This is a genomic window from Maribacter vaceletii, assembly GCF_003634105.1.
Taxonomy (GTDB): Bacteria; Bacteroidota; Bacteroidia; order Flavobacteriales; family Flavobacteriaceae; genus Maribacter_B; species Maribacter_B vaceletii.
This window is the reverse complement of sequence record NZ_RBIQ01000010.1, coordinates 26164-52247: the sequence shown is the minus strand read 5'-3', so window position 1 is coordinate 52247 and position 26084 is coordinate 26164. Positions and strand designations below refer to the sequence as shown.

The 26084-nt window shown below is 31.6% G+C and carries 27 protein-coding genes; 18 read left to right on the top strand and 9 right to left on the bottom strand.

The window, feature by feature from the left end; translation table 11 throughout:
• Positions 1 to 27 precede the first annotated feature (27 nt).
• Together CLV91_RS13140 and CLV91_RS13135 are read left to right on the top strand one after the other, a co-directional pair.
• Positions 28 to 483 (top strand): DUF4442 domain-containing protein, encoded by a 456-nt coding sequence (locus tag CLV91_RS13140; protein ID WP_121068689.1) that lies wholly within the window; start codon positions 28 to 30, stop codon positions 481 to 483.
• 75 nt (positions 484 to 558) lie between these two features.
• Positions 559 to 1356 (top strand): TIGR00266 family protein, encoded by a 798-nt coding sequence (locus CLV91_RS13135; protein WP_121068688.1) that lies wholly within the window; start codon positions 559 to 561, stop codon positions 1354 to 1356.
• Here CLV91_RS13135 and CLV91_RS13130 read toward each other — a convergent pair.
• Positions 1353 to 2531, bottom strand: a complete 1179-nt coding sequence (locus CLV91_RS13130; RefSeq protein WP_121068687.1) for a DUF6786 family protein — start codon at positions 2529 to 2531, stop codon at positions 1353 to 1355. The genes CLV91_RS13135 and CLV91_RS13130 overlap by 4 nt on opposite strands.
• 81 nt (positions 2532 to 2612) lie before the next feature.
• On the opposite strand from CLV91_RS13130, the gene CLV91_RS13125 reads away from it, so the two are divergent.
• Positions 2613 to 3197 (top strand): NUDIX domain-containing protein, encoded by a 585-nt coding sequence (locus CLV91_RS13125; RefSeq protein ID WP_121068686.1) that lies wholly within the window; start codon positions 2613 to 2615, stop codon positions 3195 to 3197.
• Between the two features lie 2 nt (positions 3198 to 3199).
• Here the strand turns inward: CLV91_RS13125 and CLV91_RS13120 are convergent, their stop codons facing one another.
• The gene (locus CLV91_RS13120) at positions 3200 to 4438 is read right to left on the bottom strand and encodes a D-alanyl-D-alanine carboxypeptidase (RefSeq protein ID WP_121068685.1); all 1239 of its coding nucleotides are present in this window, start codon (positions 4436 to 4438) and stop codon (positions 3200 to 3202) included.
• A gap of 286 nt (positions 4439 to 4724) precedes the next feature.
• Here CLV91_RS13120 and CLV91_RS13115 point away from each other — a divergent pair, with 286 nt between their 5' ends.
• Positions 4725 to 4922, top strand: coding sequence for a hypothetical protein (locus CLV91_RS13115; RefSeq protein WP_121068684.1), 198 nt, complete (start codon positions 4725 to 4727; stop codon positions 4920 to 4922).
• A 67-nt stretch (positions 4923 to 4989) separates the two neighbouring features.
• Here the strand turns inward: CLV91_RS13115 and CLV91_RS13110 are convergent, their stop codons facing one another.
• Positions 4990 to 5928 carry a LysR substrate-binding domain-containing protein gene (locus CLV91_RS13110; RefSeq protein WP_121068683.1) on the bottom strand — a complete coding sequence of 313 codons (939 nt, stop codon included), beginning with the start codon at positions 5926 to 5928 and terminating at the stop codon, positions 4990 to 4992.
• Positions 5929 to 6047: 119 nt separating this feature from the next.
• Here CLV91_RS13110 and CLV91_RS13105 point away from each other — a divergent pair, with 119 nt between their 5' ends.
• Both CLV91_RS13105 and CLV91_RS13100 read left to right on the top strand, forming a co-directional pair.
• Complete coding sequence (locus CLV91_RS13105; RefSeq protein ID WP_121068682.1) at positions 6048 to 6527, top strand: Dps family protein; 480 nt, start codon at positions 6048 to 6050, stop codon at positions 6525 to 6527.
• A gap of 174 nt (positions 6528 to 6701) precedes the next feature.
• Positions 6702 to 8864: a TonB-dependent receptor gene (locus tag CLV91_RS13100; RefSeq protein ID WP_121068681.1), complete on the top strand. Its 2163-nt coding sequence runs from the start codon at positions 6702 to 6704 to the stop codon at positions 8862 to 8864.
• Between the two features lie 61 nt (positions 8865 to 8925).
• Here the strand turns inward: CLV91_RS13100 and CLV91_RS13095 are convergent, their stop codons facing one another.
• The 5 genes from CLV91_RS13095 to metE all read right to left on the bottom strand — a co-directional run bounded on the left by CLV91_RS13095 (position 8926) and on the right by metE (position 17620).
• Positions 8926 to 9762 carry a DUF4249 domain-containing protein gene (locus tag CLV91_RS13095; RefSeq protein WP_121068680.1) on the bottom strand — a complete coding sequence of 279 codons (837 nt, stop codon included), beginning with the start codon at positions 9760 to 9762 and terminating at the stop codon, positions 8926 to 8928.
• A gap of 4 nt (positions 9763 to 9766) precedes the next feature.
• Positions 9767 to 12133, bottom strand: coding sequence for a TonB-dependent receptor (locus tag CLV91_RS13090; RefSeq protein WP_121068679.1), 2367 nt, complete (start codon positions 12131 to 12133; stop codon positions 9767 to 9769).
• A 192-nt stretch (positions 12134 to 12325) separates the two neighbouring features.
• Positions 12326 to 13606, bottom strand: coding sequence for a DEAD/DEAH box helicase (locus CLV91_RS13085; protein ID WP_121068678.1), 1281 nt, complete (start codon positions 13604 to 13606; stop codon positions 12326 to 12328).
• A 54-nt stretch (positions 13607 to 13660) separates the two neighbouring features.
• Positions 13661 to 15214 carry an NAD(P)/FAD-dependent oxidoreductase gene (locus CLV91_RS13080; RefSeq protein WP_121068677.1) on the bottom strand — a complete coding sequence of 518 codons (1554 nt, stop codon included), beginning with the start codon at positions 15212 to 15214 and terminating at the stop codon, positions 13661 to 13663.
• An 81-nt stretch (positions 15215 to 15295) separates the two neighbouring features.
• Positions 15296 to 17620 (bottom strand): 5-methyltetrahydropteroyltriglutamate--homocysteine S-methyltransferase, encoded by a 2325-nt coding sequence (metE, locus tag CLV91_RS13075; RefSeq protein ID WP_121068676.1) that lies wholly within the window; start codon positions 17618 to 17620, stop codon positions 15296 to 15298.
• A 154-nt stretch (positions 17621 to 17774) separates the two neighbouring features.
• Between metE and CLV91_RS13070 the strand changes: the two genes are divergently transcribed.
• The 12 genes from CLV91_RS13070 to CLV91_RS13015 all read left to right on the top strand — a co-directional run bounded on the left by CLV91_RS13070 (position 17775) and on the right by CLV91_RS13015 (position 24632).
• Positions 17775 to 18236 (top strand): Lrp/AsnC family transcriptional regulator, encoded by a 462-nt coding sequence (locus tag CLV91_RS13070; RefSeq protein ID WP_121068675.1) that lies wholly within the window; start codon positions 17775 to 17777, stop codon positions 18234 to 18236.
• 37 nt (positions 18237 to 18273) lie between these two features.
• Complete coding sequence (locus CLV91_RS13065) at positions 18274 to 19257, top strand: SDR family oxidoreductase (protein WP_121068674.1); 984 nt, start codon at positions 18274 to 18276, stop codon at positions 19255 to 19257.
• A 120-nt stretch (positions 19258 to 19377) separates the two neighbouring features.
• Positions 19378 to 19794, top strand: coding sequence for a DUF2141 domain-containing protein (locus tag CLV91_RS13060; RefSeq protein ID WP_121068673.1), 417 nt, complete (start codon positions 19378 to 19380; stop codon positions 19792 to 19794).
• Positions 19795 to 19827: 33 nt separating this feature from the next.
• Positions 19828 to 20451: a tetratricopeptide repeat protein gene (locus CLV91_RS13055; RefSeq protein ID WP_121068672.1), complete on the top strand. Its 624-nt coding sequence runs from the start codon at positions 19828 to 19830 to the stop codon at positions 20449 to 20451.
• Between the two features lie 10 nt (positions 20452 to 20461).
• Positions 20462 to 21796, top strand: a complete 1335-nt coding sequence (locus tag CLV91_RS13050) for a 2TM domain-containing protein (protein ID WP_121068671.1) — start codon at positions 20462 to 20464, stop codon at positions 21794 to 21796.
• 102 nt (positions 21797 to 21898) lie between these two features.
• The gene (locus tag CLV91_RS13045) at positions 21899 to 22177 is read left to right on the top strand and encodes a 2TM domain-containing protein (RefSeq protein WP_121068670.1); all 279 of its coding nucleotides are present in this window, start codon (positions 21899 to 21901) and stop codon (positions 22175 to 22177) included.
• A gap of 100 nt (positions 22178 to 22277) precedes the next feature.
• The gene (locus CLV91_RS13040; RefSeq protein ID WP_121068669.1) at positions 22278 to 22580 is read left to right on the top strand and encodes a 2TM domain-containing protein; all 303 of its coding nucleotides are present in this window, start codon (positions 22278 to 22280) and stop codon (positions 22578 to 22580) included.
• Positions 22571 to 22909 (top strand): 2TM domain-containing protein, encoded by a 339-nt coding sequence (locus CLV91_RS13035; RefSeq protein ID WP_121068668.1) that lies wholly within the window; start codon positions 22571 to 22573, stop codon positions 22907 to 22909. Before CLV91_RS13040 ends, CLV91_RS13035 begins: the two co-directional genes overlap by 10 nt.
• Positions 22909 to 23217, top strand: a complete 309-nt coding sequence (locus CLV91_RS13030) for a 2TM domain-containing protein (protein ID WP_121068667.1) — start codon at positions 22909 to 22911, stop codon at positions 23215 to 23217. The genes CLV91_RS13035 and CLV91_RS13030 overlap by 1 nt, the downstream gene beginning before the upstream one ends.
• Positions 23217 to 23525, top strand: a complete 309-nt coding sequence (locus CLV91_RS13025) for a 2TM domain-containing protein (RefSeq protein ID WP_121068666.1) — start codon at positions 23217 to 23219, stop codon at positions 23523 to 23525. Before CLV91_RS13030 ends, CLV91_RS13025 begins: the two co-directional genes overlap by 1 nt.
• Positions 23525 to 23872 (top strand): 2TM domain-containing protein, encoded by a 348-nt coding sequence (locus CLV91_RS13020; protein ID WP_121068665.1) that lies wholly within the window; start codon positions 23525 to 23527, stop codon positions 23870 to 23872. Before CLV91_RS13025 ends, CLV91_RS13020 begins: the two co-directional genes overlap by 1 nt.
• A 4-nt stretch (positions 23873 to 23876) precedes the next feature.
• Complete coding sequence (locus tag CLV91_RS13015) at positions 23877 to 24632, top strand: LytR/AlgR family response regulator transcription factor (protein WP_121068664.1); 756 nt, start codon at positions 23877 to 23879, stop codon at positions 24630 to 24632.
• Between the two features lie 241 nt (positions 24633 to 24873).
• Here CLV91_RS13015 and CLV91_RS13010 read toward each other — a convergent pair whose 3' ends face one another.
• Positions 24874 to 26058 (bottom strand): LETM1-related biofilm-associated protein, encoded by a 1185-nt coding sequence (locus tag CLV91_RS13010; protein WP_121068663.1) that lies wholly within the window; start codon positions 26056 to 26058, stop codon positions 24874 to 24876.
• Positions 26059 to 26084: the final 26 nt, after the last annotated feature.

The window sequence follows — 26084 nt, the reverse complement described above, 5'->3', positions numbered from 1 at the left end:
AGTATATTTATAGAAAAATAAAGATATATGCCTGTTTCAACCAGTAAATTCAACACGTTCACTTTTTTTAAACTTCCGTCTGCATGGTGGTGTGGTGTTCGTTTACAATCTATAGATAAAAAGAGGGCAGTAGTTACTGTAAAGTATAAATGGTTTAATCAAAACCCATTTAGATCTATGTTTTGGGCAGTACAAGGGATGGCAGCTGAACTCACAACAGGAGCTATGATGATAGACCAAATTGAAGATAGTGGAAAGAAAATATCTATGCTAGTAGCTAATAATAATGCAAATTTTTCTAAAAAAGCTACAGGTAAAATTACCTTTGTTTGTGAAGATGGGGATAAAATTAAAGAAGCTTTAGATAAAGCCATTGCTACAGGAGAGGGGCAAACCCTTTGGATGCAATCTATAGGAACTAATGAAGGTGGGGTAGTAGTATCTACTTTTAATTTTGAGTGGACCGTTAGGTTAAAGAAATAGTAAAAAATCTCTTTTTAATTGTAACAAAACACCTTTGTTTATCTACATATAGGTATCAATCATAAAAAATAATATATGAACGCACACGAAATAGATTACCAGATTTTTGGAGAAGAAATGCAATATGTAGAAATAGAACTAGACCCGCAAGAAGCTGTAGTAGCTGAAGCTGGTAGTTTTATGATGATGGATTCTGATATTAAAATGGATACTATTTTTGGGGATGGCTCTAACCAAGAAAAGGGAGTTTTAGGGAAATTATTTTCCGCAGGGAAAAGGATGCTAACAGGCGAAAGTCTTTTTATGACAGCCTTTTTAAATATTGGACAAGGAAAAAAGCAAGTGAGTTTTGCATCGCCATATCCTGGAAAAATTGTGCCAATAGATTTATCCGAAAAGCAAGGAAAATTTATTTGCCAGAAAGATGCTTTTTTATGTGCAGCGAAAGGAGTTTCTGTAGGGGTTGAATTTTCTAAAAAATTAGGGCGTGGACTTTTTGGAGGCGAAGGCTTTATTATGCAAAAGTTAGAAGGAGACGGTATGGCATTTGTACATGCTGGAGGTACTTTAGCTAAAAAAGAATTGACCGCGGGTGAAGTTTTAAAAGTAGATACCGGTTGTATTGTTGGTTTTAGCCAAACCGTAGATTATGATATAGAGTTTATTGGTGGTATTAAGAATACTGTTTTTGGAGGCGAAGGCTTATTTTTTGCTACTCTAAGAGGCCCTGGGACAGTATATGTACAATCCTTGCCATTTAGTAGATTAGCTGGTAGAGTTTTATCTGCACTGCCTAGAAACGGAAATAGTAAAGGAGAAGGTAGCCTTTTAGGAGGTATTGGAGACTTACTAGATGGCGATAATAGATTTTAATTGTTGCTTAGAGTAACATCCTTTAAAGAAATATCCAATAACTTTTTAGCAATAGCATCTAGTACTTTTTTATTTCCAGAAAAGTGGTATACTCTGTGGTAATGGTTTAATGTATCGTTAACTTCTAATTCTCGCATTGCAGAAGTAGACTCTAATTCAAAAAAACTTGGAATAGTAGTTACGGAATAATCCATGGTTCCATTATTATAAATAGGAATAACTTCTCCTTTATAAGGTTCTTTTTGAACACTAACATTAGAATTAAAATAAAGACTATCTCTTGTTTTTTTGTATTGAACAATAGTTAGTCTTTCTTTTTTTGCAGAATAACAACCATAAATAGAAGGAGCTAAGTGTGGTGGCACTCCTATTTTAGACCTGTATTGACCATCTGCTTTATACAAAACAACATTTTTTTTTATTTGTAAACGGTCTTTCCCTAAAGACCCCATATAGGAATATAAATCTTCTAGTTTTCCTTTTTTGGTTAATGGTATAATAACAATGCTTTCTGTAGAACCATTAAACATACCAGCACTCCATAAAGAAACTAACCCTTTTTCCTTTGTTATTTTTTTGGTTCCTATATTTACTAAACTATTAGCGCTCTCATAAGCAATATAGTTTAGGCTCTCTGGGATTGAAATTTGAAGGTTATTAGTTATCTGTGCCGCATCTAAAATTGTGATTTTTCTAGAAATATCTAAAATAAAATTAGTGCCAATATGGTTTGTAAGCGTCATTTTTTTCAGCATACTAACTTCTGTATTGCTTTGGTTTATTAATTGGTAAGCTTCATTTTCCATAGTGTTTGGTACTAACCAATTAGTTTCGTTAAGTGGTTTTATTTGTTGGTAATAAAAAGAATATTGACTTCCCAAGGGGCCAATCCAAAGTCTGTCTTCACCACCAATACCACCCTTAAGTTTAGTGGTAATACTATTTTTATTAAACCATCCATTAGCATCTCCTAGTAAGCCGTCGTAGGAGCTAGTAATTATCCTACCTTGAAGTTCTGGAGTTATTATAAGCCTAGATTTACCGTTATTAGTACTAAGCTCAATAACAGTAGTATATTCTTTTAATTGCGATAGTACGGTGTTATAATTTTCTGATGTTTGAGAATTACAATAACTGATGCCAAGGAGAAATAAAAAGGAGAAATATTTTTTCATGAGAATCTCTTAGTGTTTAAAATTAGTAATTTTATCAACCGTAAAGAGTTATAATAATAACATAAATTAAAAATATTTTCATTGCATACATTTTTAAAGAATATAAAAAAAGTACTTCTCTCAGATAATTGGTATACGTTAAACAAATTTAGTTTTGAATATTTAAGGGAAGACGGAATCTGGGAAAAGCAAGAACGTGAAGTTTATGATTGTGGAGATGCAGCAGCAATACTCTTATATAATAAGCAAAAACAAACTGTAATTTTAACAAAACAGTTTAGAATGCCTGTTTATCAGAATGAAACGGAACCAGGAGATGGAATGATGATAGAAGTTTGCGCAGGTCTTTTAGATGGTGATACTCCAGAGGTTTGTATTAAAAAAGAAGCTATTGAAGAAACAGGTTATAAAATAGATTTGGTTTCTAAAGTTTTCGAGAGTTTTATGGTACCAGGCACTGTAATGCAAAAAGTACATTTTTTTGTTGGTGAATATAAAGAGAAGGATAGAATAAGTGCGGGTGGAGGAGCAGATTATGAAACGGAGAATATAGAGGTTTTAGAAGTTTCTTTAAAGGAAGCAATTAGTTGGGTGCAAAATGGTAAAATTAAAGACGGAAAAACGATAATGCTTTTACAGCACGCGCAAATACAAAATCTTGTATAGTTTTAATAAGTATCTCTTATGTGTTCAAAAAATTGATGCATTTCTTTTTTAATATCAGATGAAGACCTAACAAAATGGTTATTCATAAAGCTAAAAATAACTGTTTTGCCAGAGTTGGTAATAAGGTAACCACTTAAACAATAATTGTTGCCCAAACTACCAGATTTAGCATATAAATATGGTTTTTGCATGGTATCTTCTTTTTTTATTTTAGGAGCGTTAACTACAGGAAATAAAGTATATAACCTTTCTTTAGGTAAGTTTTTATATAGTTCATGAAGTACATATACCATAGATTCTGGTGTAAAAAGATTATACCTAGATAAACCAGAACCATCTACCCATCTTGGTTTTTGTTTTAAGTTAGATAACTTTGTTTCTAGAATATACTCTTTAGCAATTTTAAACTTTAAAGTATCTGTAAGTACACCAGAACTTACAAGCATTAGTTGTTCTGCTAAAAAATTATCGCTCTTATGCATCATTCTTTTATAAACAGAATCTGATGCAACGCTATATAAAATATTTTTATCCCCCTCTGGTAATCTAGAAGAAATTGTGATATTCTTTTGGAGTATGTCTTCTAGAAGGTCTTTGATTACATTGTTGTTGGTAATAAAAGGAGTTGTAATAGTGTCTGTAGAAGCGCTGTTATAATAAAACATATTTGTATGTTCTTCTCTTCTTTTTGGCAAATTAGAAAATGTTATACTGTCTTTAAAATAATTAGGTGTAGCAATTAAATTATTTCCTTTATGTATAGTAAGAACATTTCCATATATAGGCAAACCATTTTTTTCGGGCGAATAATAGGTGTCATAATCTTCCCAAGCCCAACCAGGCCCGTATTTATTGTCTTTAAAATTAGAAGTGTTTAAAGCTATATTAGAATGCTTTTTTAAGAACGATATAGCTATACTATCTTTAAAATAAGGATGCAAAAGGGTTGGGTCTCCAGTTCCTTGTATGTAAAGAGTATCTTTTTGAATACTATATTTTAAAGCAGGTATTTTATTAGGTAGTATATGTAAAGAGGAGTAAAGAGTAAATATTTTGGTGTTACTAGCAGGCGTAAAATATTTTGTACTGTTATGGTTATATAATGTATCTTTTTTAATTGGGTCTATTACTAAAACCCCTTTAAAGCTATTTTTATAAAGGTTAGAGTCTAAGCTATATTTAGAATTTTTACAACTAGTAAAAAATAATAATGTTCCAAAAATTAGCAAAAAAAATTTCATCTAAGAATAAAGTGTTTTAGGTTGAAGATAAATTTAAATAAAATTCTTACGAAAGACGAAATAAAACCAATGCGAATTAGTAATTTTATGTATAACTTTTTGATTATTAGTTTCTTGGTTTTAATGTTGTTTTTTTTGTATTTATTTAAAATATTGTGAGAAAAGTAAGAAAATCCTTTTTTTTAACAAGAAATTATCGAATATTTAACTTAACAGGCACAATAAATAAAAGGTAATATGGTTAATTTTACTAGAGAATATTATTTAATTTAAATACTTAAGAAATATGCCAAAGGCAATGTTAGAATACACAAAAACAGTTTTAAAAAAAGTTAGTTTTGATAGTGTTCTTTTTTGTAAAGAATTAAAAAAAAGTTTAAGAATACTATTACCAGAAGAAATAGAAGAGTTAAAAAAATGGTTGCAACAGTTTATTAATGATAAACCAGAATTACAAACTAGTATGGTTTTTTTAACTGCATAATATAAAAACGGTCACTATTTAGTGACCGTTTTTATTATAATTTATATTACGTTTTTAGCCCTATACTTTATTTGGAAATTGGGCTAATTATCTTTACATCTTGAAAAGCAATAGCTCCTCTTACAATTCCAGAAATTACATCTCTTAATGCCTCAGTTATTTGTATTTTGAGTTCGCTCTTATGATAAATAAGACTTACTTCTCTTGCTGGAGAAGGGGCGTTAAAGTATTTTAAATTTACTTTTTTAGTATCATCTAGGCTTAACGTATTTAAATAGGGTAGGAGCGTCATTCCTAATCCTTCATCAGAAAGGTTTACAAGGGTTTCAAAACTACCGCTCTGTAATTGAAAATGTTCATCATCATAATTTTTAGAAGCCTTACATAAGTTAATAACTCCTTCTCTAAAACAATGACCGTCTTGTAATAAAAGAATGTCATTTATACTTAAATCCTCTGGCTTTAAATTATCTAAGTTTTTAAGCCTATGGTTATTAGGAACATAACCAACAAAAGGTTCATAATACAGAGGGCGTTCTTTTATAAATTCAACCTCTAAAGGCGTTGCTGCAATAGCAGCATCTATATGACCATCTTCTATGTTTCGTATTAAGTTCTCCGTACTTTGTTCTTTTATTATAAGGTTTACTTTAGGATACTTATTAATAAAGGTTTTTAAAAACATTGGTAATAAGGTTGGCATAATAGTAGGTATTATTCCTAAGGTATAATCGCCACCAATAAACCCCTTTTCTTGATCTACAATATCTTTAATACGTTCTGCTTCGTTTACAATATTTTTAGCTTGTTCCACAATTTTTTTACCAACTTCGGTTATTGTAATTGGTTTTTTACTTCGGTCAAAAATAAGTATATCTAACTCATCTTCAAGTTTTTGCACTTGCATACTTAAAGTGGGTTGGGTAACAAAACTTTTTTGTGCGGCAAGCGTAAAGTTTTGGTGCTCAGCAACTGCTAAAACGTATTGTAATTGTGTAATAGTCATGCATTATAATTTTAAGCTATAAAGGTATTAAAACTATCAATAAAACTTATCATAAAACGATTTTTTATGTAATACCTTTATACTATCAAAAGAAAATAAATTTTTTAAAAGATAAAATTATGAAACTAAATAGTATAGGATTAGACGCAAAAAAATCAGAAAATTTAAGTAAGAATTTGAATGTTCTTTTAGCTAATTTTCAAAGATATTACCAAAATTTAAGAGGTATTCATTGGAATATTAAAGGAAAACGTTTTTTTGATTTGCACGTAAAATTTGAAGAGTTATATAATGATGCTAATTTAAAGGTAGATGAAATTGCAGAACGTATTTTAACTTTAGGAGGAGTGCCATTACACACTTTTGAAGATTATATGGCTAAAGCAACCGTTCCAGTTGGTAAAAATATTACAAAAGACGAAGAAGCTATTCGTTTAATAGTAGAGTCTTTATCAAAGTTATTATTGCTAGAAAGACAAATATTAGACCATGCTGCAGATGCTAGTGACGAAGGAACAAGTGCTATGATGAGCGATTTTATTTCTGAACAAGAAAAAACAGTTTGGATGATGAAAGCTTGGTTAACCGAAGAGATTTAATAATAACACTAAAACTAGTAAATAAACGCTCTACTTTTTAGTAGAGCGTTTATTGTTTATAGAAAGTATTTTACATTTCGGTTGTAAAAATTACCAACTCGGTAAATCTATTTAGTAATAGAACTATACTGTTCGCATTTTTGGAGTATCAAAATCAAAAAAAATCGAACAGTCATGTTAAAACTAGTAACTAATCTTATTTTATTTTTTGCAACTACAGTTGCTTTCTCCCAGACTAAAATTTCTGGGAAAGTAGTAAATGAAAAAGGCAATCCTATTATAGGTGCCAATGTATATTTAGAAGGCACCTATGATGGTGCTTCTAGCGGAGCAGATGGAGTATTTTCTTTTGAGACTATAGAAGAGGGTTCCCAAACACTTATTGTTTCTGCGCTTTCTTACGAAACGCATTATGAAATGGGAGAAGTTTCTTATTTTAAAAATAGGAGTATTAAAATGCGAGAAGCCATTAATGAACTTACCGGAGTTACTTTAACCGCAGGGACTTTTAAGGCAGGCGACAATTCTAAAGTAGCAGTATTAAAACCATTAGATGTGGTTACAACAGCAGGGGCTTTAGGAGATTTTGTTGCCGCACTACAAACCTTACCAGGAACCAGTACAGTTAGTGAAGATGGGCGCTTATTTGTGCGTGGTGGCGCAGCAGGAGAAACACAAGTTTTTATAGATGGTTTACGAGTATTTCAGCCTTTTAATGCTACAGCAAATAACATTCCTACAAGAGGAAGGTTTTCTCCTTTCTTATTTAAAGGAATAACGTTTAGTACAGGAGGATATTCTGCAGAATATGGGCAAGCATTGTCTAGTGTTTTGTTATTAAATACAGAAGATATGCCAAAGCAAGAAAAGACCGATATATCATTAATGTCTGTTGGAGGAGGTTTGGGGCATACCGAGATTTGGGGCAACCAATCTCTAAGTTTTAATACGTCTTATATTAATTTGGCTCCATACCAAAGTATAATTCCTAATAATCAAGGGGCTCGTTGGAATAAACCTTATGAATCTATTGCTGGCGAAGCAGTTTTTAGAAGTAAAGCAGAAAAAAGTATGTTTAAATTATATACAGGATTTAACCATAGTAATTTAGATATAGAGCAAGAGGATGTAAATTATGAAAACTATGTTCCTTTTCAGTTAAAGAATAACAATTTATACGTAAATGCATCTTACAAGCATTTTTTGGAGAACGAATGGACCCTTACTTCTGGGGCTAGTATTTCATCAGATAAAAATAAAATAGGAATTTTAACCGATAAGATAGATACAGAGGAAACTGCATCGCACTTAAAAGTAAAAGTAAAAAAGAGTTTTAGTAGTAGGTTTCAGTTACATTTTGGAGCAGAGCATTTTAGTACAGATTATGAAGATACTTTTACAGAAGAAAATGGGACTACTTTTACAAGTGGTTTAAAAGAGAATTTGTCTGGTGTGTTTTCAGAGAGCGATATTTTTTTTAGTAATAAATTAGCAATGAAAGTAGGGGTAAGGGGAGAGTATTCTAAAACGCTGAAAGATTTTACCTTTTCTCCAAGAATATCATTAGCGTATAAGAGTAGTGAAAAAGGGCAATTTTCTTTGGCCTATGGCGACTTTTATCAAAACCCACAAACTAATTTTTTAAAGTTTGACAATACTTTAAAATCAGAAAAAACCGCACATTACATATTTAATTACCAATATTTAAATGATGGCAAAACGTTTAGAGCAGAAGCATATTATAAAGAGTATAAAAATTTAGTAAAGTATGATACAGATATGCCAGTGTTTAATAGTGAGTTTAACAATTTAGGTAGCGGATATGCGTCTGGTGTAGATGTGTTTTGGAGAGATAACAAGAGTATTAAAAATTTAGACTACTGGGTTTCTTATTCCTATTTAAATACGGAAAGAAATTATTTAAATTTTAAAGAAAAAGCAACTCCTAATTTTGCACCCACTCATAACTTTTCTTTGGTAACTAAATATTGGGTAGAAGATTGGCGTTCACAAATTGGTGCTTCTTATACCTATGGTTCTGGTAGACCTTATGATAATCCTAATTCTTCTAATTTTTTAGCAGAAAAAACAAAAAGTTATAATAATTTAAGTGTTAATTGGGCGTATTTAATATCCCCACAAAAAATCTTATATCTATCTGTAAACAATGCTTTAGGATTTAATAATGTAAGTGGTTATCAATATGCTAATACCCCAGATGTAAACGGAACATTTAATAGGCGTTCTATAAGACCAACGGCAGATACTTTCTTTTTTGTAGGTTTCTTTTGGACTATTAGTAAAGACAAAAATAGTAATCAATTAGATAATTTATAGAACTTTAAAAGGGAGTAGCAACTAGGCTACTCCCTTACCATTAAAAAAAACCAAAAAAATATTATTCAAATGTGTAATTGGTTTTTACAACTTGGGTTAATCTAAAATAACCATACGCATAGTTATCGGCATTTGTTTGGTTTAAACAGTTCCCTTTTAAAGCAACAGGAGTAGAGCCAAATAAACCAACACCTTCAGACTGCTCTATTAAGGTTCTAATATAGTTATGATACGCTTCAGAAATACCATACATTTCTAATTCAACACGGTCTCCACTAGTAAATTCACCTTGGTTATCCTCTTCATCTTTTTCATACCACCAGTCTACTTCATTTCCGTTAATAAATTCATCATCGCCATCTTCTAATTCAAAAAACAAATCGCCATCTTCTTTAAATCTAAATAGATAAAAGTTTTTTTCGTCTTCAGGGTCATTAAAATAAACAGAAACTTCTAAGATTTCATCATCGAACCCTTTTTCTGTAGACTGTTCTACTCTTGTAATGTCTGTTACGGGTTGCAGTGTTTCTGTGGCTATGTAGGTTTCTGAATTATAAATAACCTCTAAGTCATAAGTGTTACCAACAATAGGATTAAAAGTTGTGGTGGTATAAGAACCATTATTTTGCGACGCAAAAATAAACTCTTCCGAACTATTTGTATTGGTAACTTTTACCGCAGCATTGGTTACAGGCGTATTCTGGTCTTCTGCAAAATAGGCAGATGAGGTAGATAATTTTATAGTTTGATTATTTCCTGTTGTGCCTTTTTCCCAGTCTAGAGAAGCTTCTATAACTAATCTTTCTGGTGCTTTTTGTAGCTCTACATCAATAACATCTTCACAAGAGAAAAAGATAGATATAGTAAGTAGGGTTAATAGTTTTATATATAATTTCATCGTATTAAAATTTAAAGTTATAAGTTGCAGATGGTACCATGCCAAAGATGGCTGTTCTTGTTGCCTCATTTACTCCTGTTTCTGAATTTTGTCCAAAAGAGATAGATGCTGCATTTTTCTTGTTGTAGACATTATAGATTCCAAAAACCCATTCGCCTTTCCATCTTCTGTTTGGTTTTTTGTTTGGCGTATATGTAGCCGATATATCTAAACGGTGGTACAATGGTAATCTATCCGAGTTTCTGTTAGAATAACTTGCAATAGAAAGACCTTCGTATTGGTATTGTCCGTTAGGATAGGTAACTGGCCTTCCGGATTGTAAAGCAAAGTTAGAACTAAAGGTCCATTTATCTGATGCCTTGTAGGAGCCTGTAATAGATAAATCATGCAAACGGTCATATGGCGTTTTGTACCATTCTCCATTACTAATTCCGAGGCCACCAGCATTGGCATCATCTGTTCTTTGCTCAGACTTTGCAAGAGTATAGGCTACCCAGCCTGTAAATTTTCCAGTGTTTTTTCGGAAAAGAATTTCTAAACCATATGCTCTAGCTTCGCTATTCAATATTTCTTGTTCTATAGTGTTATTTCCTATTAAATCGGAGCCATCTATATAATCTATGCGATTGTCTGTTGTTTTATAATATGTCTCTAATTCTAGAGAATAGGCTTCATCCTTAAAGTTTCTAAAATACCCTAAAGCAAATTGGTCAGATAATTGTGGTTTTACATATTTACCACTCGGTGTCCAAACATCTAAAGGAGTTACAGATGATGTGTTAGATAATAAATGTATGTATTGTGCTGCGCGAGAATATCCTAATTTTACAGAAGAATTATCATTTAGCTCATAGGCCATAGAAACTCTAGGTTCTAAATTACCATAATTTGCAATAGATTCTCCTTTGTCATAATTAGTTTCTCCAATAACCTCTCCACGTTCGTATATTCCTAAAACAGAGTTGTAAGCAACTGGTTGGTTGTTGGCATAATTGTTTAAAGCCTGTCCTCCTAAACGATTAAAGTAGCTATAACGTAGTCCATATTGTGCCGTTAATTTATCTGTTAATTTGTGTTCTGCATTAATATAAACACCAGTTTCTAATGCTTTCTTTTTATCTAACTGCATAGCGTTCACAGAAGACTCTGTAGATGTTGGCTCTATTGCACCAGGATTAAAATCGTAGTAAATTGCACTAGCACCAAAGTCTAATTTAAATTTATCATTGAAGTAGTATTTTAAATCGTACTTAGCATTATAGTTATCTATAGCAGAAATCCAATTAAACTCCGCTATTTTTATTCCAATATCATAATCATATCTACTATAAATTAAAGATAAATTAGAAAAAAGACGTTCATTAAAAATATGATTCCAACGTAAATTAGCAGAAGCATTACCATAAGTGGTTTCAAAACTAGTCCCTAATTTAAACGTATCTCTTCCAAAATACCCAGAAAGAAAAAGCTTGTTGTTTTCATTAAAGTTGTAATGTGTTTTTAAGTTTAAGTCATAAAAACCAACTCTGTTCTTGTTATTCGTGATAGCTAAAAATAAGTTTGCATAAGAGGTTCTACCAGCAACAAGAAAAGAACCTTTTTTGTTAAACATAGGGCCTTCTAATGCCAATCTACTAGAAATAAGTCCAATTCCTCCAGATGCTGCAAATCTTTTATTATTACCGTCTTTTTGTCTTACATCTAATACAGAGGAAGTTCTACCACCAAATTTAGCAGGTATACCACCTTTATGTAATTTAATGTCTTTAATAGCGTCTGCATTAAATACAGAAAAGAAACCTAGCATATGTGAGGTGTTGTAAATAATAGCTTCATCTAATAAAACTAAATTCTGGTCTGCGGCTCCTCCACGAACATTAAAGCCGCCAGAACCTTCTCCGTTGTTAGTAACTCCTGGAAGCATTTGTAAAGATTTTATAATATCTACCTCACCTAAAACTACCGGCATACGCTTTACCGTTTTAATGTTAAGCTTGTTAACACTCATTTCTGGTTTGCGAATATTTACATGTTCTTTTTCATCTGCTGTTAAAATAACTTCTTCTAGTTGTGTAGCATACTCTTGTATTTCAAAATTTACTTTTTGATTTTGATTTAGAGTAATTTCTTTCTTTACATCTAAAAAGCCTACATAAGAGATTATTAAATTATAATCTCCGCTAGGAGCAGTTATAGAGTAAAATCCATACTCGTTAGTTATAGCACCAATAGTAGTACCTTCTAAAAACACGGAGGCTCCAAAGAGTGTTTCTCCATTACTGGCATCTGTAATAGAGCCGCTGACTGTAAAATTTTCCTGCGCACTTAGGAGCGAAGTGAAAAATAAAAATAGTAATCCTAATTTCTTCATTTTTTGATTTTTGATTGATGTTTTTTTAACTGTTGTTTTTTAATGTATGTTTAGTAAAGACAAAAGAAAATAGAATAGGTTGCATATTGTCCTAAAAAAAAGATAAAATATTTTTTAAAGTTACTATTGAGGCATAAAAAAAGCCTGTTCATGTATATTAGAACAGGCTTTTTTTAAATGTTTTAAATTTTGTTAATCTCTTTTCTTTGGGGTATTTCTACTCGTATTTCTATTGTTTTTTCCCCGGAAATTAGAATTTCCATGTTTCTTTTTCTTAGGTCTATTATGGTTTTGTGGCCTTTGTTGTGGTCTATTAGCTTCTTCCTTTTCGTTTGGATCATCTACAAACTGATGCTCGGGCATTCTTGGAACTTCTTGCTTAATTAATTTTTCTATATCTCTTAAGTAAGCACGTTCCTCTTTATCGCAAAAAGATAATGCAATACCGCTAGCACTAGCACGCCCGGTTCTACCAATACGGTGTACGTAGGTTTCGGGTATGTTTGGTAAATCATAATTAATAACCAAAGAAAGGTCATCAACATCTATACCACGAGCAGCAATATCTGTGGCTACTAATACATTTAGTTTTCCTTCTTTAAAAGCCCCAAGAGCTTTTTGCCTTGCCGTCTGTGATTTGTTGCCGTGTATAGCAGCAGAATTAATATCTGCTTGTGCTAATTTTTTCACAATTTTATTAGCACCATGTTTTGTTCTAGAAAATACTAATACAGATGCCGTAGGTTTCTCTTGTATTAGATGTACCAGTAATTTTACTTTATTAGGCTTGCTTACAAAATAAATACCTTGTTCTACTTTTTCTGCTGTTGCTTGTTTTGGTTTTATGGTTACACGCTCAAAATTTCCTAGTAATTTTTTAGACAATTCTACAATGTCTTTAGGCATAGTAGCAGAGAAAAATAAGGACTGTCTTTGTTTAGGGAGTTTTGCTATTATTTTTTTAATGTCATGAATAAAACCCATATCTAACATCTGGTCTGCTTCATCTAAAACCACATATTCAATATCTCTTAGAGATATAATATTCTGATTCATTAAATCTAACAACCTTCCTGGAGTAGCAATTAAAGCATCTACACCTGGGCGTAAAGCATTTACTTGCCTTTGTTGTTTTACACCTCCAAAAATAACCGTATTCCTAACAGTAGTATGTTTGCTGTATGCCGTAAAATTTTCTCCAATTTGTATAGCAAGTTCTCTTGTAGGGGTAACTATAAGGGCTTTTACGCGCCTTTTTCCTTTAACTTGTTCTTGGTTAGAATGTAAATGGTGAATAATAGGAATACTAAAAGCGGCTGTTTTTCCTGTTCCAGTTTGCGCAACGCCTAAAAGGTCTTTTTTAGTAAGTAAAATAGGAATTGCTTGTTCTTGTATTGGGGTAGGGTTAGTATATCCTTGTTCGTCTATAGCTTTTAAAATAGGTAAAGCCAGACCTAGATCTTTAAATGTCATGTAAATTAAATAAGCTGCGAAGATACATTTAATGTTTGGATAAAAAGCGTGTGGTTATAAACCAACAATAGCAGCTTCTGCACAACGTTCACCATCCATAGCAGCAGAGACTATACCACCAGCATAACCACCACCTTCCCCACAAGGAAATAAACCTTCAATTTCTGGGTGTTCTAATTTTTCGTTTCTAGGAATATTTACGGGTGATGAGGTTCTAGATTCTACACCAACAATATTTGCTTCAGAAGTATAATATCCCCTCATTTTTTCTCCAAAATATTTAAAACCACCACGTAATCTACTTCCTATAGCTTTTGGTAATAAAGAGTGTAATGGCGAAGATTTTAATCCTGGTTGGTAGGAAGTTGGGTTTAAGTCTACTGATAGATTTCCTTCTACAAAGTCTGTTAATCGTTGAGCAGGAGCAACTTGGCTACGACCACCTGCCGTAAAAGCTAAACGCTCTAAACTCTTTTGGTACTCAAGTCCTTTTAAAACCCCGAATTTTTCGAACTTACGCAGGTCTTCGTCTGCATTAATTTCTACCACCATTCCAGAGTTTGCATATAAATTATTTCTTTTGGAAGGAGACATACCATTTACAACAACTTCTCCTGGAGCAGTTGCTGCAGGAACAATAAATCCGCCAGGGCACATACAAAAAGAATAAACCCCTCTATTTTTTACTTGTTGCACCAAGCTATACGATGCCGCAGGTAAAAGTTCATTACGTTCCCCTCTACAATGGTATTGAATAGAGTCTATTATTTGTTGTGGATGTTCTACACGTACGCCCATAGCAAAAGATTTTGCTTTTAATGCTATTTTCTTATCGTTCAGTAAATAGTAAATATCACGAGCAGAATGGCCTGTGGCTAAAATTACTCTATTAGCCTTCATTTCGTCACCATTTTGTAATTGAATGGCTGTTATTTTGTTGTTTTTAAGGCTAAAATCGGTTACTCGGGTGTTAAAATGAATTTCCCCTCCGTGTTCTATTATTTTCTCACGGACATTTTGAACAATTTTTGGTAATTTATTAGTGCCTATATGGGGATGTGCATCTATTAAAATTTGTTCTGTAGCACCATGATAAACTAAGCTTTCGAACACCCTACGAACATCTCCTCTTTTTAGGCTTCGGGTGTATAATTTTCCGTCAGAATAGGTTCCGGCACCACCTTCTCCAAAACAGTAGTTACTGTCTTCATTTACTAAATGGTCTTGGTTTATAGCTTTTAAATCTCGCCTACGTTCTTGCACTTTATTACCGCGTTCTAAAACTACAGGCTTAAAACCTAGTTCTAAGCAACGTAGAGCAGCCCACATTCCCGCAGGGCCAAAACCAATAATATGTACTTCTTTGGCTTTAGAAACATCTTTGTAATCGAAAATGTAATCTGGTTTATCTGATGGTTTTTGTCGAATATAAACTTCCATCTTATAATTAAAATAGATAGAGGGTTTACGAGCATCTATAGACTTTCTAAGAACTTTTATAGTAATATCTTTTTCGTCTTCACTAAGGTATCTTGCTACTTTTTTTAGCAGCATTCCTTCTTGCCCTTCTTCTTTTAAAGATATTCGTAATTGTATATTCCTAACCATGCCGCAAAGCTAAGCTACTTTGAGATATAAAAAAATGCATCTTACAATTAGTAAGATGCATTTTTAGGTTAAAGGTTAGTTTTATGCTAAAACAGAAAACTCTTCTCTGCATTTTTGTGCAGCACCCACCATTTCTAATAAAGCTTTTTTAGTTTCTTCCCAATGTCTTGTTTTAAGGCCACAATCTGGATTAATCCATAATTGTTCTACAGGAATATATTTTACAGCTTTTTCTATCAGTGTAATCATTTCTTCTCTTTCTGGCACTCTAGGAGAATGAATATCATATACTCCAGGGCCAATTTCATTTGGGTATTTAAAGGCTGCAAATACATCTAGAAGTTCCATTTGCGATCTAGAACATTCAATTGTAATTACATCAGCATCCATATTTGCTATATCAGAAATAATATCATTAAACTCAGAATAACACATATGGGTGTGAATTTGAGTTTCATCTGCAACACCACTGGCGGAAATTCTAAAGGCTTTAATGGCCCAGTTTAAATATGCTTTCCAGTCTTCTTTTCTAAGTGGTAAGCCTTCACGAATAGCAGGTTCATCTATCTGAATAATCTGTAATCCTGCTTTTTCTAAATCTACCACTTCATCTCTAATAGCTAAAGCAATTTGTGTACATGTTTTAGAGTGCGATTGGTCATTACGAACAAAAGACCATTGTAATATAGTTACGGGCCCAGTAAGCATTCCTTTTACAGGTTTGTTGGTTAAAGATTGTGCGTAAGAAGACCATTTTACAGTCATTGAGTTTTCTCTAGAAACATCTCCATAAATAATAGGAGGTTTTACGCATCTGCTACCATAACTTTGTACCCAGCCAAATTGTGTAAAGGCGAAACCTTGAAGTTGTTCTCCAAAATACTCGACCATATCATTACGTTCAAATTCGCCATGTACTAAAACGTCTAAGCCTGCTTCTTCTTGAAACTGTATGGTTTCTTTAGTTTCTTTTTCTAATAAATCTTGGTATTCTTTAGCGCTAAGAATTCCTTTTTTATGCTTTGCTCTCCAGCTACGAACTTCTTTTGTTTGCGGAAAAGAACCAATAGTTGTTGTTGGGAATAAAGGTAAATTTAATGCTGTTTTTTGAAGTTTTTGACGAACAGAAAATGGATTAGCCCTTTGCGAATCTTCTTTTGTAAGAGCTTTTACTCGTTCTTTTACTTTAGAATTGTGTATTAAAGGAGTGGTTTTTTTTAATTCATGAATTTTAGTGTTTTCATGTAATTTTACTAAAGATATTTCTAAATTTTCTTGGTTTGCAAGTTGTTTTAGTGTGGTAACTTCTTCTAGTTTTTGTTTAGAAAAAGCTAACCATTGTTTTACCTCTTTACTTAAAATTTTAGGATTGGTTTCCAAATCTAAATCGCAAGGAGAATGGAGTAGGGAACAAGAAGGAGAAATAATAATACGTTCCTTGCCAATAGCACCTATTGCTTTTTGAATGAGGTTTAAAGAAGCATCAAAATTGTTTTTCCAAATATTTCGGCCATCCACAACTCCTAATGATAAGTGTGTGTGTGCTTGTAGTTTTTTGGAGTTTAAAATATCATCAAGCTGTAAAGGGCAGCGCACTAAATCTAACTGGAGTGTATGTACAGGTAAAGACAATGCTACTTCTAAATTTTCACCATAACAATCAAAGTAATTGGCAAGGATTATTTTTAAACCTGGAAACTTGTTTGCAAACCTTTGGTAGGTGGTTTGTATAGCTTCTTGTTCTTTGTTAGATAAGTTGGTGGCTAAGAAAGGTTCATCAAACTGAAGATATTCTACTTCTAGATCTATTAATTGTTGTATAATAGTCTCATAAACAGGAAGTAATTTTTCTAATAAATCTACCCTATGAAAACCTTCTTCTTTTTCCTTTCCTGAAAGAAGAAAAGATACAGGGCTAAGAATAACAGGTTTTGTTTTTATACCCAATTCTAAAGCTTCTTTATACTCCTCAATAATTTTAGAGTCAGCAACCAAAAAAGATTGGTCTTTTGTAAACTCAGGTACTAGATAATGATAGTTAGTATCAAACCATTTGGTCATTTCTAATGCAGTAACATCTATAGTATCTTTTTGGAGCCCTCTTGCCATTGCAAAATAGAGGTCTTGTTTTGCAAAGTTCGAGTTGTTTTTAATAGCTGCGTATCTTTCTGGTATACAGCCTAAAGTAAAACTTAGGTCTAATACTTGATCGTACAAATAGAAGTCGTTAGATGGGATAATGTCTATTCCTTTTTCTTTCTGTAAAAGCCAATTTTTTTGCCTAATAGTTTTTGCAGTTTGTAAAAGTGTGTCTAGAGAAACTGTACCAGACCAGTATTTTTCTAAAGATTTTTTAAGCTCTCTTTTGCTGCCAATTCTTGGGTATCCTAAAATTGTAGTTTTCATGGGTAAAGATTTATTTTCTTTACAAAATTACATGTAAGGATTATTTATCTTCTAATTGATTTTTAAATAAGAGTATTTAACTATAAAATGGTATTTTTGAAGATGTAATTTATTTTAATTAAATAAAATACGAACCTGTAAAGAAAATTTATCTATGGAAAATTTAGATGTTACCGATATTCAATTGTTAAAACACCTTCAGGAGAACTCTAATGTTACCACAAAAGAGCTGGCAGCTTTGGTAAATTTATCTCCTACACCAGTTTATGAGCGTATTAGGAAATTAGAAAAAGAGGGCTATATAAAGCAGTATATAGCTTTGTTAAATGCGGATAAATTAGACAGAGAACTTATAGTTTTTTGTAATATTACACTAAAGCAACATACTAAAGCGATTGGAAATAAATTTGTGGAAGATATAGTGGCTTTAAAAGAAGTGACAGAGTGTTATAATATTTCTGGCGATTATGATTTTAAGTTAAAGATAATGGTGAGGGATATGAAAGATTATCAGGACTTTGTCATTAATAGTTTGGGCGGCATAGAAAATATAGGAAGTGCTCACAGTACCTTTGTTATTGGGGTTATAAAGCAATCCTACGCCGTTCCTATTTAATAATAAGATAGAATTATAAAATAAAAGTAAGTAGCATATGAAAGTATTGTTTATTGGAGGAACTGGAAATATTAGTAAAGAATCTAGTAAACTAGCTATAAGCAGAGGTGTAGATTTGTATGTTTTGAATAGAGGGAATTCTAAAGTGGACATTGCAGGAGTTACATCTATTATTGGTGATATAAATAAACTAGAAGAATTATCAGAATTACAAAAACACAAATGGGATGTTGTTGTTAATTGGATAGCCTTTACTCCAGAAGATATAGAAAGAGATATAGCTCTTTTTAAAGGCAAGACAAAACAATATATTTTTATAAGCTCTGCATCTTGTTACCAAACGCCCTTAAATTATCCTGTTATAACCGAATCTACACCGCTTTCTAATAGTTCTTGGGAGTATTCTCATAATAAAATATTGTGCGAAGACCGCTTGCAAAAAGCCTATAGAGAAGAAGGTTTTCCGATAACGATAGTGCGTCCTTCTTTAACATATGACACTGTATTTCCTATTGCTATAGGAGGTTTTAGGCATTATAATACCGTGGACAGAATTTTAAAAGGAAAAGAAATTATTGTACATGGTGATGGTACATCTTTGTGGACCGTAACCCATGCTAGTGATTTTGCAAAAGGTTTTGTAGGTCTTTTAGGGTTATTGCCAGCTATAGGGCACGCTTTTCATATTACATCGGATGAGGTATTAAGTTGGAATATGATTTATAAGATTCTAGCAAATGCATTAGGGAAAGAAGCTAATGTAGTTCATATAGCATCGGACTATATTTGTAAAATAGAGCCTTCTTTTACAGGAACTTTGTTAGCAGATAAAGCAGAAAGTGTATTATTTGACAATAGTAAGATAAAAGTGTTTGTTCCTGGTTTTAAAGCTACCATTCCTTTTTCTGAGGGTATTGTAAAAACTATTAATTGGTTTAATGCTAATCCAGAGCATAAAGTAATTAGTCCAGAAGAAGAACAAAAAATAGAAAACATACTACAGGCATACCATAAGCTATAAATTTCTAGTAATTCTTTAAGTTATACAATTGGGTACTGTAATATAACAGTTCAGTCTTTCTTTTTTATTTATGGTGTAGGATTATTTCATCTTTGAAGTGTTCCATAAAAAATATGCATCATGAAAAAAATTATTACCATCGTATTCGTATTAATAGCAACAATAGTTTTTGCTCAAGAAAAGCTTACTACAATTGAAGTAGAGATACATGATATTGATAGTTCTAACGGTCAAGTACTTATTGGGTTATACAATTCGGAAGAGTTGTGGCTAAAAAAAACATACAAAGGTGCTGTTGGAAAAATTTTGGAAGGGAAGAGTATTGCAACTTTTGTAGATGTTCCTGAAGGAATATATGCTATATCGGTTTTTCATGATGAAGATAAGGATGGAAAATTAAAGACTAATTTTTTAGGAATTCCTTCCGAAGATACAGGTAGTTCTAATAATGCCCCTGCTATGTTTGGCCCTCCAAAATGGGAAGATGCCAAATTTGAAGTAAAAAAGAATACAGTTAAGCAAATCATCAATTTATAATTATTAAAAATCACAATTAAAAAACGAACAATCATGAAAAAAGTAATCACAATTTTAGCAGTATTTATTTCGACACTAACTTTTGCACAAGACCAGTATACAAAAGGTATGCAAAAAGCATTCGGTTTATGGGGAGAAGGAAAAACAGCTGAAGCTTCTAATCTTTTTGAAAGAATTTCTACTGCAGAAATGGATAACTGGTTACCAGCTTATTATGCAGCACAAGTAAATACTGTAGCATCTTTTGGAGAAAAAGATAAAGAAAAGCTAGTAAAGCAATTAGAAAAAGCGCAAGAGTTTGTAGATATTGCGAAAGCTATATCACCAAATAATCCAGAAATTTTAATACAACAAGCTATGATACATACGGCATATGTTGTTTTTGATGGCGCTAGTTATGGAATGACATTGTCTCCAGAAATAGTTGCTTTATACCAAAAAGCATTAGCAATTGCTCCGGATAATCCAAGAGTAGTTTTTTCTAAAGCAGAATGGGATATGGGGTCTGCAAAATATTTTGGACAAGATACCGCACCTTACTGTAAAGAAGTAGAACGTGCTTTGGAACTTTTTGCTAACTTTAAGCCAGAGTCCGAGTTTCATCCAAATTGGGGAAAAGACAGAGCAGAAATAGTAGCTAAAGATTGTGGGAAATAAAGAAAAATAGATGCAGAATTTTTTAAAACACCTTGGAAGAGCTATTCTTATTGGTACTATAATATATATAGTTTTTATTGGTATATATTATGTTTCCGGCAATATTGATTCCGAATTTAATATAGATAGAGCTTGGGCTGAATATTGGCAGAATATGATTTTTTCCCTTGTACTCTATTTTGTGAACGCCTATTGGGTAGAATATCATATTAAAGCTTTTAAAAATAACCTTTTTACTATAAAAAGATTTCTGATAGCTATTTTAGGAAACGTTATATTTTCTTTATTGGGAGTGTTTGTTTCTGAATTAATTATAGAAGTTGGTATTTATAAGTTGTCTTTTTGGAACTTTTTTGGAGCACAGCGTATAGAAGAGTATAGAATGTCTATGTTAATTTCTATAGTTATTTCATTGGTTTTTTATGCTATTTGGTATTATAAGAATAGACAAGAAAATAAAGTAAAAGAGCAAAAAATAATTGCAGGAACGGCTTCTGCAAAATTTGATGCGTTAAAAAACCAGTTAGATCCTCACTTTTTATTTAATAGTTTAAATGTACTAACCAGTTTAATAGAAGAAGACCCATACCAAGCGCAGAAGTTTACAACATCTTTGTCTAAAGTTTATAGGTATGTTTTAGAGCAAAAGAATAAAGATTTAGTGTATGTAGATGAAGAATTGCAATTTGCAAAAACCTATATAAAGTTGCTAAAAATGCGTTTTGAGGATAGTATTGTTTTGGATATTCCTGATAACTGTACCGACACAGAGGCTAAAATTGTGCCTTTATCTCTACAATTACTACTAGAAAATGCCGTAAAACATAATGTAGTTACTTCGGATAGGCCTTTAAATATAAGAGTTTTTGAGGAAGATGGAGATTTATGTGTTACCAATAATATACAGGAGAAAAGAGTAGTTAAGAAAAGTAGCGGTGTTGGTTTAAAAAACATTCAAGAACGCTATGCTATTTTAACCGATAGAAATGTAGAAATCTCCAAAGAAACTATGGAATTTACAGTAAGGCTTCCTATGTTAACTAAAAAGGTTACAACCATGGAAGTTCAAGAATCTTACCTAGAGGATAAACGTTACCAAAAAGCAAAAGAAAGAGTAGAATCTATAAAAGGATTTTACGGTAATTTAATAGCGTATTGTATTGTAATTCCCATGCTTATAGTTTTAAATTATAGGACTACTAGTTTTCCTTGGGCTATTTTTCCAACATTAGGTTGGGGCTTTGGCTTAGCAGTACATGGTATGGAGGCTTTTGGTTATAACCCTTTATGGGGTAAAAGTTGGGAAGAGCGAAAGCTTAAAGAGTACATGGGAGAAGAGGAATAATGTAATTTTACAGTTCATCCTAAAAACATAACAACTGGGTAAAACCTTTTTAAATAACAAGCTGTTTTTATAGAAATTTGATGTAAATAAAAAACAAATATTATGAAAACATTACATCAAGAAGGTAGGTATTTAAGAGCAAAAGAAAGAGTACAGGAAGAGAAAAGTTTTTATTCTAACCTAACAGCATATTGTATGGTTATACCAATGTTGGGGTTAGTAAATTATTATACAACAGGGTTTTATTGGATTGTTTTTCCGGCATTGGGTTGGGGTTTAGGTCTTGTTTTACATGCAATGAAGGTTTTTGGATTCAACCTTTTTTTAGGTAAAAATTGGGAAGAGAGAAAAATTGCGGAATATATGAAAGATGCTATTTAATATGTTTTGCAATTCAGAGACAAACAACAACAATTCAGTAATTTATATTTAAAATTTAATCCCTTTTTTTAGAATTTAGATGTAATTAAAAACCAACCTTATGAATAATTTAGAAAAAGAAAATAAATATTTAAGAGCAAAAGAAAAAGTAGAAGAACAAAGAAAATTTTATACAAGTCTAATATCTTATGTTGCATTCATCCTTTTTTTAGGAGCTGTAAATTATTGGACAGATGAGTGGAGATACCCATGGTTTTTATGGGCAGCCTTCGGATGGGGAATAGGCCTTGTTTTTCAAGGAGTAAAAGTTTTTGGAGTAATACCTTTTTTAGGAAAAGGGTGGGAAGACCGAAAAATAAAAGAATACATGAATGAGGATAAAAAAGAAGAACGATGGAAGTAAAACAAATATCACAAAGAGAAAAACTAAGAAGAGCTAAGAAGCGATTGGCACAGTTAAAAGGATATTACAGTCACTTAACGGTTTATCTGGCAGTAAACATCTTTATAACGGTAGCTAAGGTAATAGGAGGCATAAATAACGGAGAATCTTTTAGTGAGGCTTTCTTTGACTTTGGAACTTTTGCAACATGGATATTTTGGGGAATAGGGATGCTATTTCATACCATAAAAGTATTTTCTTTAAACCCTTTGTTTGGTAAAGACTGGGAAGAAAAACAAATTAAAAAGTTTATGGACGAAGACCGTAGGCAATCTGAAAAATTTAGGTAATGGAAAATCAAAAACTACAATTAGCTAAAAAAAAGGTAAAGGCTGTTAAGCATTGGTATATTTTTATTGCATTTTCAATAGTAGGTACCATATGTATGATTTTTTTTAAAAGATATTTAGTGACTATCGGAACGCCAGGAATGTGGAGCTGGTTGGTAATGATTGGGCCAGTAATTTGGTGGTCAATTGTACTTTTTAAAGGGCTAATTATTCATGATAAATTTCCTAAATTTTTTAAAACTTGGGAAGAACGCCAAATAAAAAAATTCATGGAAGAAGAAGAGATAAAATCCAAAAAATTTAGATAATGAAAAACACTAAAATTAATAGAGCAAAGGAGAAAGTAAAGAAGCTTAAAAATTGGTATTTTTTTATTGCTATTTCTACTGTTGGTAGCATAGTTATGTTGTGGTTTTCTTTTAAAATGCAAGATTATGGGGCTCCGGAATTTGTTAGTTGGATCTATAGATTAATTCCAGTAGTATGGTTGATACTTATTGTTTTGCAAGGGTTAGGAATAAGAACTAGCCTTCCTTGGCCTTTTAAAAGCTGGGAAGAACGCCAGATTAGAAAATTTATAAAGGAGGAAGACATACCATCCCAAAAATATAGATAATGGAACGTAGAAATATAAAAGCAGAAAAATATGAGAAAGCTATGGATAGGGTTAAAACCGAGCGAAAGTTTTACCTTGCTATAGTTCGTTTGTTCATTTTTTCGATTCTTTTATTTTTCTTAAATGACAGTATTTTGCAATTATTTATAGACAGAGGTTTAGATAATGAGCATATTGTGTATTGGGTAAATTGGAGTTTATGGTGTACACCTGTTATCATTGCTATTATTTTATTTATAAAAGGAATATGGTTATTTGGTTTTAAAAATAAATCTCCAAGAAAGTGGGAAGAACGTAGAATTAAAAAAATAATGAGAGAAGAAGATTCTTTTAAAAAATTGGATTAGAAAAATGAATGTAATTATAATAGAAGACGAAAAACCAGCTGCAAGAAGATTGTCTAGGTTATTAAGTGATTTAGGTGTAGAAGTTTCTACCATGTTACATTCTGTAGAAGAATCTATTTTATGGTTTAACGAAAATGAGCATCCAGATTTAATTTTTTTAGATATTCAATTATCGGACGGATTGTCTTTTGAGATTTTTGAAACTATAGAAATTAAGAGTGCTATAATTTTTACAACAGCTTATGATGAGTATGCACTACAAGCTTTTAAGTTAAACAGTATAGATTATTTACTAAAACCAATTGATGATGAAGAATTAGAAGTTGCTGTTAAAAAATATAAGAACCTTAAGCCAGAGCCCGAAAAATTAGCATTAGATTTTGAAGATATTAAAAAGCTTTTGGTAAACCCGTTAGAGCGGGAATATAAAAAAAGATTTACTGCTAGAGTAGGGCAGCATTTAAAGATTATTAATGCCGATGAGGTAGCCTGTTTTTATAGCGAAAATAAAGGAACGTATGCAGCTACTACAGAAGGTAGAAATTACCTCTTAGATGTTACTTTAGAAAATCTTGAAAATGAGTTAGAACCAAAAGTGTTTTTTAGAGTAAGTAGAAAATTTTATGTAAACATTAACCACATAAAAGATATTATTTCTTATACTAATTCAAGGCTACAAGTAAAGGTAAATGGCTATAATGAGCAAGAAATTATTGTAAGTAGAGAAAAAGTTAAAAACTTTAAGCTTTGGTTGGAGTAAGTTGCGTTAATGTATTGGTAATGTGATTTTTAATAACAACTATAGTTTTTTCTTATAGTGCCCTTTTTTACTATTTTAAGGTTAAAAAATCAACTTTTTAAGAAGTTTAAATATACAATTAATTATGGTATAAAAAATAAATATTTTTAAGGCCTTTTTTTCTGCTTTTTTTAGTGATAAAATTCAATTTTCTATTAGAATATGAAATGATGAATAAAGATATTTTGAAGAAAAAAAAGAGCTAATCTACTCTGTTTTCATCAAAGGAAGAAGGCAATAATTTGGGAATTAATTTAATAAAAATTGGTAATAATACAGCTCCCCCAGGAAGCATAAAAATAGCTAAAGAAGGTACGCTTTTGCAAATGTCTAATAGCTGATTTTGTACCTTTTTTTTCTCCTCTGGACTTAAATCTTTAATAGTAGATTTAGATAATAAAGCAACTAATTCTTTACTTTCAGAAAGCTCTTTTTGGAGCCTTTTACTGTTTCTTATAATTAATTTATTTACAATTTTAGACATGCTATCGTAAAACTGTACCGCTAAATTATTGTCTTTTAAGAAAGGAATTGTACTTGCATTTTTATCAAAAAATGAGGTAATTTCTTCTATAGATCTAGAAATTTGTTTGTCAGTAAAACCTAAATCTTTACCAATTCCGTAGATAAAAACAGATTCTTTATACTCTAAAGATTTGTCTTCCCAAACCGTTAAGCAAGCCATTTCTAAGTAGTACCTATTTTCCCATTCTACAAAATTATTAAGAATTTGTTCTCTATAAGAACCATCAAAATTATGTTGTTCGCCGTCAATAAATGTTAGAGAGTTTTTAAATAATAAGGCTAATTTTTCGTCAGATTTGTTTTTCTCTTTAGAATTTAATGCATGGTAAATAATGTTTATTGCAATATATTCTATTTTCTGGGCATGTACTCTTATGCTGTTTGTATTGGTTAAATACCTTTTAAAAGTTAATACATCAATATATAAAAAAGAGTTGGTAATAATGCTGTTAAAGGTTTTACTAATAAGGTTATCCTCTATATAAACTCTAGAATCTATTATTTTTTCCAAATTATTAGAACCTTTATTAGAGTTTAGTATTTTACCAAAAAAGGAAATATGATTAATCTCTAATGCTTTATAAAAGGCATTAATAATAGTAATAAATTCGTTAGTAGAAGTTTCTTCTCTTTCTAATACATAAGTATAATACAAGGCATTTAATAAGTTAATTTTAGCACTTTCGTCTTCTGTTAATTTGTGTTCAGCCTCTATTTTTCTAGGTATTCGAATATTAATACCATATACAAAGCCTGTTTTTTTAAGAACACCATATAAATCTCTGAAAGTAGTGAACGGCACAACATCATCTTTTATAAGATGAAAATACTTGTCTATCCAGCCAACTGAAGAAGGGTTCATTAGATTGTATTGGAATTAAAAAGCCA

Bases quoted from the DNA above. Each gene is read 5' to 3' on its own strand.
- CLV91_RS13140 (WP_121068689.1), top strand. From the start codon at position 28: ATGCCTGTTTCAACCAGTAAATTCAACACGTTCACTTTTTTTAAACTT.
- CLV91_RS13135 (WP_121068688.1), top strand. From the start codon at position 559: ATGAACGCACACGAAATAGATTACCAGATTTTTGGAGAAGAAATGCAA.
- CLV91_RS13130 (WP_121068687.1), bottom strand. From the start codon at position 2,531: ATGAAAAAATATTTCTCCTTTTTATTTCTCCTTGGCATCAGTTATTGT.
- CLV91_RS13120 (WP_121068685.1), bottom strand. From the start codon at position 4,438: ATGAAATTTTTTTTGCTAATTTTTGGAACATTATTATTTTTTACTAGT.
- CLV91_RS13115 (WP_121068684.1), top strand. From the start codon at position 4,725: ATGCCAAAGGCAATGTTAGAATACACAAAAACAGTTTTAAAAAAAGTT.
- CLV91_RS13110 (WP_121068683.1), bottom strand. From the start codon at position 5,928: ATGACTATTACACAATTACAATACGTTTTAGCAGTTGCTGAGCACCAA.
- CLV91_RS13105 (WP_121068682.1), top strand. From the start codon at position 6,048: ATGAAACTAAATAGTATAGGATTAGACGCAAAAAAATCAGAAAATTTA.
- CLV91_RS13100 (WP_121068681.1), top strand. From the start codon at position 6,702: ATGTTAAAACTAGTAACTAATCTTATTTTATTTTTTGCAACTACAGTT.
- CLV91_RS13095 (WP_121068680.1), bottom strand. From the start codon at position 9,762: ATGAAATTATATATAAAACTATTAACCCTACTTACTATATCTATCTTT.
- CLV91_RS13090 (WP_121068679.1), bottom strand. From the start codon at position 12,133: ATGAAGAAATTAGGATTACTATTTTTATTTTTCACTTCGCTCCTAAGT.
- CLV91_RS13085 (WP_121068678.1), bottom strand. From the start codon at position 13,606: ATGACATTTAAAGATCTAGGTCTGGCTTTACCTATTTTAAAAGCTATA.
- CLV91_RS13080 (WP_121068677.1), bottom strand. From the start codon at position 15,214: ATGGTTAGGAATATACAATTACGAATATCTTTAAAAGAAGAAGGGCAA.
- metE (WP_121068676.1), bottom strand. From the start codon at position 17,620: ATGAAAACTACAATTTTAGGATACCCAAGAATTGGCAGCAAAAGAGAG.
- CLV91_RS13070 (WP_121068675.1), top strand. From the start codon at position 17,775: ATGGAAAATTTAGATGTTACCGATATTCAATTGTTAAAACACCTTCAG.
- CLV91_RS13065 (WP_121068674.1), top strand. From the start codon at position 18,274: ATGAAAGTATTGTTTATTGGAGGAACTGGAAATATTAGTAAAGAATCT.
- CLV91_RS13060 (WP_121068673.1), top strand. From the start codon at position 19,378: ATGAAAAAAATTATTACCATCGTATTCGTATTAATAGCAACAATAGTT.
- CLV91_RS13055 (WP_121068672.1), top strand. From the start codon at position 19,828: ATGAAAAAAGTAATCACAATTTTAGCAGTATTTATTTCGACACTAACT.
- CLV91_RS13050 (WP_121068671.1), top strand. From the start codon at position 20,462: ATGCAGAATTTTTTAAAACACCTTGGAAGAGCTATTCTTATTGGTACT.
- CLV91_RS13045 (WP_121068670.1), top strand. From the start codon at position 21,899: ATGAAAACATTACATCAAGAAGGTAGGTATTTAAGAGCAAAAGAAAGA.
- CLV91_RS13040 (WP_121068669.1), top strand. From the start codon at position 22,278: ATGAATAATTTAGAAAAAGAAAATAAATATTTAAGAGCAAAAGAAAAA.
- CLV91_RS13035 (WP_121068668.1), top strand. From the start codon at position 22,571: ATGGAAGTAAAACAAATATCACAAAGAGAAAAACTAAGAAGAGCTAAG.
- CLV91_RS13030 (WP_121068667.1), top strand. From the start codon at position 22,909: ATGGAAAATCAAAAACTACAATTAGCTAAAAAAAAGGTAAAGGCTGTT.
- CLV91_RS13025 (WP_121068666.1), top strand. From the start codon at position 23,217: ATGAAAAACACTAAAATTAATAGAGCAAAGGAGAAAGTAAAGAAGCTT.
- CLV91_RS13020 (WP_121068665.1), top strand. From the start codon at position 23,525: ATGGAACGTAGAAATATAAAAGCAGAAAAATATGAGAAAGCTATGGAT.
- CLV91_RS13015 (WP_121068664.1), top strand. From the start codon at position 23,877: ATGAATGTAATTATAATAGAAGACGAAAAACCAGCTGCAAGAAGATTG.
- CLV91_RS13010 (WP_121068663.1), bottom strand. From the start codon at position 26,058: ATGAACCCTTCTTCAGTTGGCTGGATAGACAAGTATTTTCATCTTATA.